Genomic DNA, 13,202 nt, shown 5'->3' with positions numbered 1-13,202 from the left:
ACTTCCGGCAGCGTGCGACCGGTCAGCAGCGTCACCACAGCAGGCTGGGACTCCTTTTTCAGATTGGTGAAATTCATGAAGCCGCCCACCGCGCTCTCCGCCACGGCCGTGCTGGCGTCCACGTTCTTGCTGCGGTTAAACGCGGCCACCAGACCCCAGTAGTGCGCCTGCTTGATCTCACGCGCCAGCGGGTGGTCATGACACTGCGCGCAGTCGATCTTCGTCCCGTACACCACCGGCGCCACCGCCTCGGCGATCTTCTGGTGGTCGTTCTTCCGCTCAAACAAAAACCACGCCGCGCCCTTGCGGTCCGGCGCCGGGTCAGGCCGTGCGCAGAGCACATCGTACACCACTTCGTTCCATGGGCGGTTGTCCTTGAAAGCCTTCTCAAGAAAAGTCCACCAGCCCGAGCCCTTGCGCCGTCCATCCGGATTTCCGCGTGTGAGGCGGCCCATGAAAAAGTTGTCCCACAGCTCCCGCATGCGCACCGCGTACTCCGGTGCCGCCAGCAGCTTGTCGATCAGCACATCCCGCTGCGGTGCGGCGACAAAGGCCGCCAGCTCCGCCTGCGTGGGAATGCGCCCCGCCAGATCCAAGTAAACACGCCTGCACCACACCGCATCAGGCACCGCCGCCGCAGGCTTCACGCCCGCACGCGCCCAGCCTTCCTCCACCAGCTTCGCGATCGCCTCCTCACCCGAGGCAAACTGCCGCGCCACCTTGGGCTGCGCTTTCTCCACCGCCGCCACCGGCGTGGCAGGCAGCGCAGAGATCCATTCCTTCACCGCCGCGCGCTCCACATCGCTGAGCTGCTTCTTCGGCGGCATGTGCGGGTCCGCGCCCTTTTCCAAGCTCGTAAAGAGCGCGCTCGCCTCCGGCTTGCCGGGCGACACCACGGCACCGTCTTCACCGCCTTTGATCACCATCTCCGGCGTGTCCAGCTCCAGCCCGCCCTTCTGTTCCAGCACCCCGTGGCACTTCACACAGTTCTCATCCAGAATCCGCCGCACCTTCCCCGACCACAACGCCGCCGCATCCGCCCCCCGCGCAAACGGGACGGCAGAGAATGAAAAGCCAAGAAACGAAACAGCAAAAACGCGGCGCAGCATGCAGAAGGAAAACAGGAAATGGGGGCAGCCAAAACTACACCACCCGGCGCAGTTTCTTGCGCGGAATTTCTCTCCTTCCGAAATCAGGTCATGATAGAGCGCCATGCTGTGAATGGATATCCATTCTACGGCAAGGTGAGTCTTATTCCTTGATTAAACGAGTGTCACATAACGCGGAATTCCGCCTATCTCATTTCATACAGCAATGTAACCACACCCAGCCAATAACGCATAATCTCTAAATTATTTAAAATTTTTAATTAAATATAAATATGATTACTTATGATGATCTGAACGATCACAATGATCCCCCAGGAGAACCACTAACCTATGAGGCCATTGTGAACCAGTTGGAAGCTGCCAAGGCCGCCGTTCCTGCAGAGACGTCCCGAACCATCTTCTACCTGCCCTTCTCACCTGATCAAGATCCCCCTGCCGGTGGACTGGGACTGCGGGAAAAAGTGGATGCTTATCAAGCACAGGTCTCACTGAGGGGACTCGCATCCAAACTTGCTCCAGAGGGGGACGAAAACCTCACAACAGATCAGCTTGCTGCTCAGTTTAATACGTTGGGCCCCCAACGTCAGGCAAGACTCCTGCTGGATACCGCGAGAAAAACCCCTTTGATCAAGCAGCACGGAGTCCCGGATGGTCATGAAGTAAAAGCCAGTGACACCGTGCAGGTGTATGCGCACGGGCACAAAAACCTGAATTTTCTCGCCGCTGTCCAAAAGGATGCTCGCCCCGATCAGCGCTGCTCGGTGCAGCGGCTCGTGGATCAGATGGAGCAAGATGGAATTCCAGGAAATGTAGCCAAGATCAAGCTCCTCGCGTGCGGAAGCGGCGCGGGAGAGTTTCACAAGGCCTTGGTTGAGCATTGCGATGACAAAGGCCTGTTCAACGACACGAACATCATTGGCTACAAGGGGGAGACTCATTACCTGTTTGATGCAGCGCGCCCGCTGGAGCAGCTCGACAAGGGACGGCACAAGGTTCTGGGGGTCGGAGTTGAAGAGAAAATAACCGCCGACCACAAGGATTCCGCTAAACCTTACGCCAGCATTCACGATGAGTTGAGAGCAGCATTTGAAGAACTCGAAGGCAGGAAAAACACTCACGAGCATTTTAGCAAACCCGACAAGCCCAAAGAGCCATGCTCAAAGGAGGAGCTGGAATCATATCAAAGCATGATGAAGGAATATGAAAGCGATCTTGCCAAGCTGTGTTCGCAGGTCAGAGATCTCGATGAATTTTTGAAAGCATTGGACAATAAAATCAATGCAGTTGCCGAGGCACACACTACAAATCTTGAAGCCGCCATGAAACGCGGATCGTCACCTGAAGTCAAAGTAGACAAAACCACCGTCAGAGACATGCTCCGCGCGCAAAACGCACTGAGCAAGGGAGGCGGCGAGAATCACCAGAGCTGTCACATCATGTAAGCCGGTCACGTGGGAATCATCCTTGGCTTCGCTTCAGCCTCCCATCATCCAGGCGGCGCTCGGAGCGCTGGCCTGCAACGGGCGTTCCAGCAAAGGCAACAGTCCGGCGCAGCAGGTGATACAAGAGGGAGCCAAACCCACACCGCCCGGCGCAGTTTCTTGCGGGGAATTTCTCCCGGGCAAAGCGCCCTTCACCCCGCCAGGCAAAAGGCCGACAGGTCCCATTCGACCCATCAGCCCTCTACGCCGCGCCTGCTCTGACCCTTTTCACCTACCCTTTTTACTTTTCACCTTTCAGCCCCCGCGCCTTGTCAATCAACTGCAGAAACTCCCCGCGATGCCCCTGCTTGTCCGCGCCTTTGCCGTCCAGTGCGAGGCGGCGCACGGTTTCCCAGCTCAGCGAGCCTTTGTAGCTGGAGTCGCGCAGCAGCAGGCCAAAGCCCGCCACCGCCGCGCTGAATTTGTACTCCTCACTGCTCGCCGTCAGCGTCCTGCCATCGTCCTTCGTTGGCACTTCGATGAGCTTGCTCAGATCGCTCTCAGGCTCCTTGTAGCGCAGCTTCACGGTCATCATCTCGCCGCTCTTCGCCGCTTCGGCGAGTTGCGCAGGTGAGATGGCAGGAGCCTGATACTTCAAGCTGTCCACGGCAGGGCGACCCTCCGCACCAGCGGGCAGATTCGCCGGCACGATCTCATACAAGGCCACCACGCTGTGACCCGCGCCGATCTCTCCGGCGTCCTTCGTGTCATCGTTAAAATCCTCCTTGGCCAGCAGGCGGTTTTCATAACCGATGAGGCGGTAGCTGCGCACGGCGGCGGGATTGAACTCCACCTGGATTTTCACGTCTTTGGCGATGGTCACCAGCGTGCCGCTCATCTGCTCCACCAGCACCTTGCGCGCCTCGCTGAGGCTGTCGATGTAGGCGTAGTTGCCGTTCCCCTTGTCAGCCAGGGTTTCCATGGTGCGGTCCTTCAGATTGCCGCTGCCAAAGCCCAGCACGCTAAGAAACACACCGCTCTTCGCCTTGTGCTTGATGAGTTTTTCCAGCTCCTCCGGCGAGCTCACGCCCACATTGAAGTCGCCGTCTGTGCAGAGGATCACGCGGTTCACGCCGCCCTTGATGAAGCCCGCCACCGCCTGCTCATACGCCAGCTTGATCCCCGCGCTGCCATGCGTGCTGCCGCCCGCCTGCAGCCGGTTGATCGCGCCCAGGATCTCCTCTTTCTTCTCCCCGCTCGTCGGTGGCAAAACGACGCCGCTGCTGCCGGCATACACCACCATCGTCACGCGGTCCCCTTCTCCGAGCTGCTCCGTGAGCATGCGCAGAGACTGCTGCACCAGCGGCAGCTTGGCAGGCTCATTCATGGAACCCGACACATCCACCAGGAAGACCAGATTGCTCGCCTTGCGGTCCTTGTCCATCTCACGGCCTTTGATGGCGATGCGTGCCAGCCTGTGCACCGGCTGCCAGGGGCAGGGTGCCAGCTCCACGCGCACACCGAAGGGTTCCTTCGCATCATGCGCCGGGCCTTCTTCGGCCGTGGGGAAATAATTCACCAGCTCCTCAATGCGCACCGCATCCGGCGGCGGGATCATGTTCTGGTTCAAAAAGCGCCGCACGTTCGCATACGACGCAGTGTCCACATCGATGGAGAGCGTGGACAGCGGTTCACGCGCCACGTCCTTCAGCTCGTTCTCAATGATGCGGGTGTAGGATTCACCGTTGCCCGGCTGGCTGGGACTCTTGGAAATCTCCTCCACGGCAGTCGCTTTCCCAACGAGGTAGAAGTCATCCGTCTTCCCGTCCTTGCCCAGCACGACCTGACCCGACTGCACCAGCAGCGGCACTTTGCTTTCCCACGACTCACTCACTTGGGCCAGCATCTTCGACCTCTGGGGGTCATAGGCTGCCGCCGCCTGTGTTGGATTCATCACCATTGGCAGATCCATGGCAACAGCAGCCGTCGAGTTAAACGTGGCCGGACTGGCAGGCGCAGCCGTGGTAGAGCTCGCATTGCCACCCAGCGCCGCAGCCTGGGGATTCTGCACCCCGGCTGCGCTTGTGGTGAAGGTCGTGACGTCTTGGCGGGCCGTCGTTGACGATCCGCCGACGACTCCCGCAGGAGGAGAAGCCGGTGCAGCAGCAGGCGCTGCGCCTGCCACAGCGCCGCCGTTATTATTAAATACCACACCAGCATTGCGCTTCATCTGTCCTTGATCATCCATCAGCGGAGCAAACGCATCGCGACTCGGCATCGCCGCACCATTGGACACACTCAACGTGCCGCCATTGATCGTCGTCCCACCGCTGTAGGTATTGGCACCACCCAGGACCAGCACGCCCGCGCCCGTTTTGGTCATGGCTCCTGATCCAGAGGTGATCGCACCTGCTGTCTCGTTCTCCCGTGGGGTGGCAGAAACGGTGTTGGCCAAAGTGTTCGCCACCGCTTGTGCAGGTGCCGGGCTTACCGCGCTGTTGTTGTATGTATCACCGATAATAAACCTGTCGGCAGCCATGTAACTCCTTATACCTTCTCTGATCCGCACGACGGGGGCGGTTTTGGTCATGGGAGTGGCTGAAACCACATTCCCTACTGTGAGGGAATTCGTCTGCAAGGAGCCGCTGCTCGTTGTCGCCAACGTGGTGCCAGCCCCGGCGGTTCCTGCGGTAGCAATGTATCCAGGCTGCGCTGAAGTGCTGCCAAAGGTAAGTGTAGGTTCGGCTCTGGTGGCAGCCGTTGTGGGACCGAATATTTTGACTCCGCTGGGTTTCACCGGAATGACCACCGGATAAGGCTGCCCGGAAATCATGACCACCTCCCCCGTGAACGAAATCGTCTCCATGCCTTGAGTGGGCGAAGCCTTCACCACATTTCCATTGGCGATCAAAGCCCCCGCTCCTTTGCGCATACCAGCCTGCGCGGCAGGCGCATCAGCGAAGGCAGCAGCCGAAGACCCGTCAAATTTGAAGTTCGACTTGTTTGGCACCTCGATCGAACCCGCAGAGTAAAACTCACGCGTCACATCCATCGTGGCCCCCGTCCCTGACTTGGTCCTGACCACCGGCGCGCCTATCAGATCAACTCCCTCTCTCAATCCGCTCGCATTGAAAACCGCAGCCTGCATTTCACTCAGCCTGGAAGAGTCAGCAAGGGCAGCAGCAGAGCCTGAGAGGCGCTGATCCCTGCGAAGGAGACCGCCAAGAAGCTGCTGATCCGCCGCCGCAATGGAATCGCTGTCATGGGCGGCTTTGAGCTGCGAGTTCGCAGCCGCCGCGAAAGAAATCAGACCCGCCGATTTTGCATTGGGGTTTGATTGCATCCACACCCAAGGATCGATCGTGATGCCTCCGACCGGGACAGAAAGGTAGGCTGGATCTAATTTCAAGTTCCCCGCAGAAGCCCCAAGCAAATCATCAAAAACGTTCACTTCTAATGACCGCATAAATGCATTCATCATGTAAGGCATGCCAGCCTGAACTGTGATGCTGCCGGTGCTCGCATTGGCAGCAGTCAACATCAGCCAGGCCCCACCGCGAGTGTTGTAGCTCCCTTGAGGAAGACGCAGGTCCCCCATGTCCACACCCGGCTGATACTCCGCCAGCGATCCCGCCTCATCGAGATCCCCGAATGCGGCCAACACACTTGGATTCGCTTGAGGCATCGGAGGCCAGCCGTCCATCCTCAGGAGATGAACACCTGGCAGGAGACCATAAGCAAGCCCCGTCTTTTGAGCTGTCACGCGGGGAGGTGCCACAGGGGCCTTGCCGACGACATCGATGCGATTTAGAGAGGAGTTGTCCAGTGTTGGGACGTACAAATTGATCAAGCCATCAATCTCCATGACGTCGGGGGCCAGACCATGCACAACGCTCTGGTTAGGAAAGTACCCGCCCTTCAAACTCAAGCTCGCAGCCTGCCGCTCCTCAGTCTGCTTCAGCAGATCCTTGGCGTCCGGAATCATCTTCAAAACGCTGCCCGTTGCGTCAGAAACCGCGGCACCCACCGTCAAAGCGCTGCCGCCATTCACGGTCAGACGGCCCGCATCCACCGGCATGCGGGCATCGCCACCGGCAACCTGAACACTGCCATTCGCGAGCCCCAGCGCCGCCCCTGCAGCAACCGGCTCCAGCTTCTGCGAAGTCATGCCCGTCCCCGCCACGACGAGGCCGACTGCATCGGGAGTCTTGAGGCCTCCGCCAAAGCTCAGGCCGTACGCGTTCTCATCCTGCACCCGCTTCAGACGCTCCACATCGCCGGGGCTCATCGCACGCTGGTCCTTGTTCACGGCCAGCGCACTCACTGCGGCCACAGGTGCGGATTTCGGCATGGGCGAAAGCGTCTTCGCCGCAGGCTGCTCCGCCACGATCACAGGCTTCACCGGTGTGGCCGCCAGCAGCCGTGCCTCCGGCCCCTGCCCTGCTTTCTTCTTTGCCTCCGGCTTCGGGGCGAGCTGCACCTTGATGCCCGGCTTCTCCGCCACGGCCGCGACGGCACGCACTTCGCTCCGCCTGGAGGAATAAACCTGCCACGTCCAAAACCCTCCCAGCACCGCGCATGCGGCCAGGGAGAGGCGGACGATGACGCCGATGTTCCACCGAGTGGTCTTGCCCGGCTTCCCGCTTGCCGCAGGAGTTTGTGCAGGTGCCGCGCCTGCAGCGGGCACTTGGGACGATGGCTCCACAGCCTGAGGCTTGGCGGCCTGCGCCACGAGCCGTTCGCGCTGTTTGTCGGTCAGCGCCAGGGAGTCATCCCGCAGTTCGCTCAGCAGGAAGTCGCAGAAAGCTTTCGTGGCATCCGCCTTCTCTTTGTCCTGCGGATTCTCCAGCAGCGCCGCCTCCAGCTGCTGGCGTTCTTCGGTGCTGGCTTCATCCAGCGCCCAGGCGGTGATTTGTTCCGGTTTCATGATCTCAAAGGGGGTGAGGGGTGTTAAGCGATGGCGTGTTTCAGTTTCTGCGCCGGGGGCGGCGGCGCATCGTGCGCCTGCCACTTCGTTTTCAGTGCGGCCACGCCGTGGTGGATCAGGTAGCCCACGTTGCCGATGCTGGTCTGCATGGCGGCGCTGATCTGCTGGTAGTCGAGTCCGGCGATGAACTTCAGCCGCACCGCCTCGCGCTGCCGCACCGGCAGCGTTTCGATGAGTTCACGCAGCGCAGTCGCCGTCTCGCGCTGCTCCATCGCGTCATTCGGCGCGGGATCAGCGGAGGTTTCGAGATCGAGTGTTTCTGTTTCCATAACAACGAGGCGTTGATGTTTGCGGTGATGGTCCAGGGCACGGTTGCGGCAGACCGTGAAGAGCCAGGGCGCCAGCCTCTCGTGATCGAGAGTGGCCAGGTGCTGGCTCAGCTTTAAAAACACGTCCTGCACGATGTCCCGCGCATCCTCCAGATCCCCCGTGTAACCATGCGCATAGCGGATGAGGGGCCGCTCGTAGCGCTGCAGGGTTTCAAGAAAGAGGTCGTGCGATTCGCTCATGAGGGTGTGTTCGGCGGGCATCACGTCTGACATTCCCGCATCTTGGGGAATTTTTTCACAGAAGGCGAGATTCATCGTAAGCCCGCGACTCAAGCACCCTTTTTCCAATCAGCTCAAACCACGGAATACACGGAATACACGGAATACACGGAATCAGATCCAGACTCTGATTTCCATGTATTCCGTGTATTCCGTGGTCCATTTCAGACCACACAGCCCCGCCCTGTTGCCTCAGCTCCAGGGCAATCTCCCGCCATTCGCGCACATGCCAGCAGTAGCACGGGCAATCCTGCCCGTGTCGAGAGCTCTATCTCCGGGCATGATTGCCCGCACTACTTCAGCTTCGCCGCAATCTCACGAAACGCCTTCGAAGACGCCGATTTCTCCGCATCCTCCAGCGCAATCGGGTACCCCTCATCGCCGCATTCGCGCACGTGCATCTCGATGGGGATCTGCCCCAGCAACGGCACGCCCAGGCGCTTTGCCTCGTGCTCACCGCCGCCCTTGCCAAAGATGTGGTACACCTGCCCGTCGCTCGGGCAGAGGAAGTAGCTCATGTTTTCGATGATGCCCAGGATCGGCACGTTCACCTTCTGAAACATGCCCACCGCCTTGCGCGCATCGATCAGCGCCACCTCCTGCGGCGTCGTCACGATCACCGCCCCGTCCAGCGACACCGTCTGCACGATCGTCAGCTGAATGTCCCCGGTGCCCGGCGGCAGATCCAGCACCAGCACATCCAGATTGTCCCACGCCACCTGCCGCAGAAACTGCTGCGTGTATCGCGTCGCGATAGGCCCGCGCACGATCACCGGCGAGCCATCATCCAGCAGGAAGCCCATGGAGATGAGCTGCACGCCGTATTTTTCAATGGGGACGATCTGCTGCTCATCATTCTGATACGGCCGCTCATCCGTGCCAAACATGTGCGGAATGCTCGGCCCGTACAAATCGCAGTCACACAAGCCCACGCGCAGCCCGCTCTTGCTCATCGCGATGGCCAGATTCGAGGCCACCGTGCTCTTGCCCACACCGCCTTTGCCAGACGCCACGGCGATCACTTTCTTGACGCCGGGGATGCTCGACTTGCCCAGCTTTTCAGACGCCGTCACGCCCGCTCCCGGCGGGTCCTTGATGTCAAAGTTCAGCTTCACCTCACCGATCCCCGCCACCTTGTTCAGCACGTCCATCGCCTGCTCATGGATGAGCCGCGGGATGTTCGGGTCACGCGTCGCCACCGAGATGTCGATGGTCACATTCTTCCCTTCAATCTGGATGCCTTTCACGAGGCCAAACGAAATGATGTCACGGCTGAATCCAGGGTAGCGGACGTTGCCAAGGGCGGTGCGGATGTCTTGTTCGGTGGGCATGGGGGTTGGGGGATACGCCTCAACTAGCGCGAGAAGTCAAAAGTGAAACGATTTTTATCCTCCTCTTCCTCTTACTCCGCCTCTTTATCCTCGTTCTCGATCCTGCCGCCCCGCCACGCATTCACCACAGCCAGAAACGGAGCGCCTCATCCGGCGACAGCGTCTTGGCTCCGGCTTCTTCGAACGTAGTTCGGGCTTTAGCCCGTCTGCCCCCCCTTTCTTGATCATCACAGGACATGACCAAGCGCTGCGACTTCTCTTTCCAGGAGGTCACAAAACTCCCCAGCCACGTTTTGCATGCAATTCAGCGGAAACACGTCCGAAATAATCGGTTCGTCATTGGCCTGCCACACACATCGTTGCTGCTCCGTTCCTTCGACAAGCACCATCGTAACAGCACTGAAAGATGACATTCCAAGATGGGAAATGTGGAAGCGACTTAAGGTGTCGGGATAGACCTCCGGATACTCTTCACCATCGGGCTGCATCAGCACTGGCTTCACCAACCGCTCAAAAACTTCAACAGCAGGCAGCGTCATTAATCCCGGCTCAAATCGTGGAAGCAAGTTTATCGAAAAATCCTTCAGCCACCCATGACAGCCTCTCAAATCAACCGTGTCACTCCAATTGCCACAGGCCCTGCCATGCAGCACAAAACGAAACCTGCCAAAGATCCAATCGTCGACAATTTCAGTGACCTCCGCCGCAATCGCAAAATCATTGTTATGTCCCGTCACGATCATTAGCCATTCAAAGGCTCGATCTTATCTTGTGTCAAGAATCGTGAGAAGAGTGGTATTTGGACACGTCCTCAATCACGTCGCCCCCTCTGGACATCTCCCACCTCCCCCCACAAAAAAACGCCGCCTGTTTCCAGGCGGCGTTCGTGGATCGATAGCTCGGCAGCCTATTAAGGCTTCGGCACTTCGGAGATCGTCTTGAGAATGCGGCTGGCGATCGCGTATGGATTGCCCTGGCTGTTCGGACGGCGGTCTTCCAGGTAGCCCTTCCAGCCGTTTTTCTTGAAGCTGTGCGGGACGCGGATGGACGCGCCACGGTCAGCGATGCCCCAGGAGAACTGGTCGATGGACTGCGTCTCATGCAGACCGGTCAGGCGCATGTGATTGTCAGGGCCATACACGGCGATGTGCTCGGCGCAGTTCTTCTCGAACTGGGCCATGAGGGCGAGGAAATAGGGCTCGCCGCCGGTTTCACGCATGTACTTCGTGGAGAAGTTGGCGTGCATGCCGGAACCGTTCCAGTCGGTGGCGCCGAGAGGCTTGCAGTGGTACTCGACGTCCACGCAATACTTTTCACACAGACGCTGCAGGATGTAGCGGGCCACCCAGACCTGGTCGGCGCAGGTCTTGGAGCCTTTGCCGAAGATCTGGAATTCCCACTGGCCCTTGGCCACTTCGGCGTTGATGCCTTCGTGGTTGATGCCAGCGTCAAGGCAGAGGTCAAGGTGCTCCTCGACGATCTGACGTGCGATGTCGCCCACGTTCGTGTAGCCCACGCCCGTGTAGTAAGGGCCCTGCGGGGCAGGATAGCCGTTCTCAGGGAAGCCCAGGGGGCGGCCGTCCTGATACAGGAAGTATTCCTGCTCAAAGCCGAACCAGGCGTCCGGATCGTCAAGAATCGTGGCGCGCTCGTTGGAGGCGTGGGGGGTGCCGTCGGCATTGTAAACTTCGCACATGACGAGCACGCCGTTCTTGCGGCTGCTGTCCGGGTACACGGCCACAGGCTTCAGCACGCAGTCAGAGCTGCCGCCAGGGGCCTGTTGGGTGGAGGAGCCGTCAAAGCCCCAGTCTGGCAGTTCTTCCAGCTTCGGGAAGCTGGCGAACTCCTTGATCTGAGTTTTGCCACGAAGGTTGCGGACAGGCTGATAACCGTCCAGCCAGAGATATTCGAGTTTGTATTTGGCCATGGTTGAATGTGTGGATTGAGTCTTGCCTAAGGCCTTCGGAAACTTTTCCTCCAGCAGCAGCGTCGTCGAAATGAGCATGTTTCATGCCACACGCGAGATGTTTTTTCAACTTTTTGCACCCACTCCGCCTCCTCAGGACCTCCGAAAGATCAGCAAACCCCCATCATTTCTCCACCCCTCATTTCTTGATCTCAGGCTCTCCCACGTCACTCCCACCCATAGCCTCTCTCCGGCCCCTCCCGCCTCTTTTTTTTCCGCCTTTTTTGCGCCCCTTTGCGGCCAGCCCTCCGTTCCCCTTTTACCATTGCACATCCCGCCCACAGGCCGGAAGGTGCCACCGCAAACACCCCATGAAAGAAGCCAAAAACACCGCCCGCGCCATTGTGCACATCGGCTATGACGGCAAGGTGTACAAGCAGTTCAAGGGGCACAACGCCCGGGACCGCTTCGAAAACGAAGTCCGCGTGCTTAAACTCCTCGAAGCACGCGGCTGCGACTACGTCCCCCGCCTCCTGGAATCCGACCCCGCAGAGCTGAAAATCGTCACCACCAACTGCGGCTCCATCGTCACCCACATCAGCGAAAAGCGCATCAAGGAGCTCTTCGGCGCCCTGGAGCGCGACTACGGCGTCCGCCATGACGACGCCTTTGCCCGCAACATCACCTACCGCAACTCCGACGGCAGGTTTTGCCTCATCGATTTCGAGCTCGCAACCATCCTCGACGAGCCGCCGAAGCCTGCAGCATGAGCGATCCCAACCCCACCCAACCACCCCCCGCCCGCCTCCGCTGGTCCGGCATGACCCATCCCGGACGTGTCCGCACCAACAACGAAGACACCTTCCTGTGCCTCAATTTTGACGCCCATGAAGTCCGCTACCTCGGCAAAGTCGGCGAATCCACCCTCGACAGCGGCGACTTCGTCTTTGCCGTGAGCGATGGCATGGGCGGCGCCAAGTCCGGCGAATTCGCCAGCAAGATCGCCGCCGAAAAAATCACCCAGCTTCTGCCGAAGAGCTTCAAGCAGTCCGCCCAGCACTTCTCCATCGGCCATGGCGATGTGTTGCAGGAGCTCATCAGCCGCATCCACGCCGAGCTCAGCAAACTCGGCCGCTACTACGAAGAATGCCGCGGCATGGGCGCCACCCTCAGCCTCGGCTGGTTCACCCCCGGCTGGCTGCACTTCGCCCACGTGGGCGACAGCCGCATCTACTACCTGCCCAAAGGCGGCCCCATGAAGCAGCTCACGCACGATCACAGCTACGTCGGCTGGCTCCAGCGCAAAGGCGAGCTCAATGAGCGCCAGGCCCGCACCCACCCGCGCAAGAGCGTCCTCATGCAGGTCCTCGGCGCCGGCCGCCAGAACATTGATCCCCACATCGGCTCCGTCGGCTGCGAGCCCGGCGACCGCTTCCTCTTCTGCACCGACGGCGTCATCGACGGCATCTGGGACCACCGCCTCGCCGACATGCTCGCCAAAGACGACGCCAAAACCATCGTCGAATACGCCGTGGCCGAATCCGGCAAAGACAACGCCAGCGCCGTCGTCGTGGAGATGCTCTGAGTAGCTCTGCAGCCCGAACCCATAGGCTGCATACGGAGCATGCGAACTCTCTAATACCCGTGCGATTGAAAACGGGTCTTTAATCCGGCCGACCTAGGAGTCTTGAATATCTAATTAAGGCACTTATATATTTCCCGCATAATAATAATGGCCTCAATAGGATTAAAATTTTCTTCAATTTTAAGCTAAGCCGATAGGTATCTCAGGCGTTGCACTGATGTTCCGATGAACAAATACATATGCAAAACTACCATCTAACACATAACGGGGACGACTGGGCGCTTAAACGTGAAGGCGCAGGAAGAGCAACTGAGG

General features: G+C 59.3%; 9 protein-coding genes. 3 read left to right on the top strand and 6 right to left on the bottom strand.

All coding sequences use genetic code 11. From position 1 onward, the window contains the following. Positions 1 to 1,109: DUF1549 domain-containing protein (locus WAW39_RS21375; RefSeq protein ID WP_422321193.1), on the bottom strand; the 1,109-nt coding region annotated here is incomplete at its 3' end. Between the two features lie 272 nt (positions 1,110 to 1,381). On the opposite strand from WAW39_RS21375, the gene WAW39_RS21370 reads away from it, so the two are divergent. Next, positions 1,382 to 2,551 (top strand): hypothetical protein, encoded by a 1,170-nt coding sequence (locus WAW39_RS21370; protein WP_422321192.1) that lies wholly within the window; start codon positions 1,382 to 1,384, stop codon positions 2,549 to 2,551. 280 nt (positions 2,552 to 2,831) lie between these two features. Here WAW39_RS21370 and WAW39_RS21365 read toward each other — a convergent pair whose 3' ends face one another. The 5 genes from WAW39_RS21365 to WAW39_RS21345 all read right to left on the bottom strand — a co-directional run bounded on the left by WAW39_RS21365 (position 2,832) and on the right by WAW39_RS21345 (position 11,323). Continuing rightward, positions 2,832 to 7,457 (bottom strand): YfbK domain-containing protein, encoded by a 4,626-nt coding sequence (locus WAW39_RS21365; RefSeq protein ID WP_422321191.1) that lies wholly within the window; start codon positions 7,455 to 7,457, stop codon positions 2,832 to 2,834. Positions 7,458 to 7,480: 23 nt separating this feature from the next. Next, a complete protein-coding gene (locus WAW39_RS21360) occupies positions 7,481 to 8,026 on the bottom strand; it encodes an RNA polymerase sigma factor (RefSeq protein ID WP_422321190.1) in 546 nt (181 codons plus the stop codon). Positions 8,027 to 8,358: 332 nt separating this feature from the next. Continuing rightward, on the bottom strand, positions 8,359 to 9,396 hold the full coding sequence (locus tag WAW39_RS21355) for a P-loop NTPase (protein WP_422321189.1): 1,038 nt from the start codon (positions 9,394 to 9,396) through the stop codon (positions 8,359 to 8,361). 227 nt (positions 9,397 to 9,623) lie between these two features. Then, on the bottom strand, positions 9,624 to 10,139 hold the full coding sequence (locus WAW39_RS21350) for an Imm42 family immunity protein (protein ID WP_422321188.1): 516 nt from the start codon (positions 10,137 to 10,139) through the stop codon (positions 9,624 to 9,626). A 167-nt stretch (positions 10,140 to 10,306) separates the two neighbouring features. Beyond that, a complete protein-coding gene (locus WAW39_RS21345; RefSeq protein ID WP_422321187.1) occupies positions 10,307 to 11,323 on the bottom strand; it encodes a glutamine synthetase beta-grasp domain-containing protein in 1,017 nt (338 codons plus the stop codon). Positions 11,324 to 11,673: 350 nt separating this feature from the next. Here WAW39_RS21345 and WAW39_RS21340 point away from each other — a divergent pair, with 350 nt between their 5' ends. Continuing rightward, entirely contained in the window at positions 11,674 to 12,072 is a 399-nt protein-coding gene (locus WAW39_RS21340; protein ID WP_422321186.1) for a serine/threonine protein phosphatase, read from the top strand. Next, entirely contained in the window at positions 12,069 to 12,887 is an 819-nt protein-coding gene (locus WAW39_RS21335) for a PP2C family protein-serine/threonine phosphatase (RefSeq protein ID WP_422321185.1), read from the top strand. Before WAW39_RS21340 ends, WAW39_RS21335 begins: the two co-directional genes overlap by 4 nt. Positions 12,888 to 13,202 lie beyond the last annotated feature (315 nt).

This window comes from Prosthecobacter sp. (assembly GCF_049294395.1).
Taxonomy (GTDB): domain Bacteria; phylum Verrucomicrobiota; class Verrucomicrobiia; order Verrucomicrobiales; family Verrucomicrobiaceae; genus Prosthecobacter.
The sequence above is the reverse complement of the archived record's forward strand: the minus strand, read 5'-3'. Positions and strand labels throughout refer to the sequence as shown.

Coding starts and splice junctions, on each gene's coding strand:
- WAW39_RS21370 (WP_422321192.1), top strand. CDS start 1,382: ATGATTACTTATGATGATCTGAACGATCACAATGATCCCCCAGGAGAA.
- WAW39_RS21365 (WP_422321191.1), bottom strand. CDS start 7,457: ATGAAACCGGAACAAATCACCGCCTGGGCGCTGGATGAAGCCAGCACC.
- WAW39_RS21360 (WP_422321190.1), bottom strand. CDS start 8,026: ATGAGCGAATCGCACGACCTCTTTCTTGAAACCCTGCAGCGCTACGAG.
- WAW39_RS21355 (WP_422321189.1), bottom strand. CDS start 9,396: ATGCCCACCGAACAAGACATCCGCACCGCCCTTGGCAACGTCCGCTAC.
- WAW39_RS21350 (WP_422321188.1), bottom strand. CDS start 10,139: ATGATCGTGACGGGACATAACAATGATTTTGCGATTGCGGCGGAGGTC.
- WAW39_RS21345 (WP_422321187.1), bottom strand. CDS start 11,323: ATGGCCAAATACAAACTCGAATATCTCTGGCTGGACGGTTATCAGCCT.
- WAW39_RS21340 (WP_422321186.1), top strand. CDS start 11,674: ATGAAAGAAGCCAAAAACACCGCCCGCGCCATTGTGCACATCGGCTAT.
- WAW39_RS21335 (WP_422321185.1), top strand. CDS start 12,069: ATGAGCGATCCCAACCCCACCCAACCACCCCCCGCCCGCCTCCGCTGG.